The organism is Streptomyces sp. WELS2, assembly GCF_013870595.1.
Taxonomy (GTDB): domain Bacteria; phylum Actinomycetota; class Actinomycetes; order Streptomycetales; family Streptomycetaceae; genus Streptomyces.
Window position 1 is genome coordinate 1 of the sequence record NZ_JACBWZ010001313.1, and the last position, 1159, is coordinate 1159.

Genomic DNA, 1159 nt, shown 5'->3' on the forward strand with positions numbered 1-1159 from the left:
GGGCGAGGACGGTCACGGTGAGCCGGTTGGGGCGGTGCGGCGCGCCGACGGCGCCCTGCTGCCGGCCGAGGAGACCGGCGGGCAGCGGGTGCGGATGCTCGACATCGACGCGTCCGTGCACGCCGAGGCGTACAACGGCATCGCCAACTCGGTGCTCTGGTTCGTCCACCACCTGCTGTACCAGACCCCGCTGGAGCCGGTGTTCGACGCGGACTTCCGCCGCCAGTGGGCCTCGTACCAGGCCTACAACCAGGCGTTCGCCGAGGCGCTGGCCGAGGAGGCGGGCGAGGGCGCGGCGGTGCTGATCCAGGACTACCACCTGGCGCTGGCCCCCCGGATGCTCCGCCGGCTGCGGCCCGACCTGCGCATCGGCCACTTCTCGCACACCCCCTGGGCCCCGCCGGACTACTTCCGGCTGCTGCCCGACGACATCGCGGCCGAGCTGCTCGGCGGCATCCTGGGCGCGGACCGGGCGGGGTTCCTCACCCGGCGCTGGGCGGACGCCTTCACCGCCTGCTGCCGGGAGGTGCTGGGGCCCGGCATCCCGGCCGGCACCCGGATCGGGGTGCACGGGCTGGGCGCGGACGCGGACTTCCTGCGCGAGCGGGCGCACCGGGCGGACGTGGCGGAGCGGATGGCGGCGCTGCGCGAGGAGATCGGCGAGGGACGCCGGACCATCGTCCGGGTGGACCGCACCGAGCTGTCCAAGAACATCGTGCGCGGGCTGCTGGCGTACGAGCAGCTGCTGACCGACCACCCGGAGTGGCGGGAGCGGGTCGTCCACGTGGCGTTCGCCTACCCCTCCCGCCAGGACCTCGCCGTGTACCGCGACTACACCGCCGAGGTGCGGCGGGTGGCGGACCGGATCAACGAGCGGTACGGCACGCCGGGCTGGACGCCGGTGGTGCTGCACGTGAAGGACGACTTCGCGCGTTCCCTGGCCGCCTACCGGATGGCCGACGTGGCGCTGGTCAACCCCATCCGGGACGGTATGAACCTGGTCGCCAAGGAGATCCCGGTGGTCTCGGACGAGGGCTGCGCGCTGGTGCTGTCCCGGGAGGCCGGGGCGCACGAGGAGCTGGGCGAGGACGCGTTCACGGTGAACCCGTACGACATCACGGGCACGGCGCGGGCGCTGCGGGACAAGTAGGTGCCGAGG

1 protein-coding gene is annotated in these 1159 nt (G+C 73.8%); it reads left to right on the forward strand.

Annotation, left to right across the window (positions count from 1 at the left end):
* The coding region (locus H5J33_RS36000; protein ID WP_258565640.1) for a glycosyltransferase family 20 protein at positions 1 to 1150 on the forward strand (1150 nt) is incomplete at its 5' end.
* Positions 1151 to 1159: the final 9 nt, after the last annotated feature.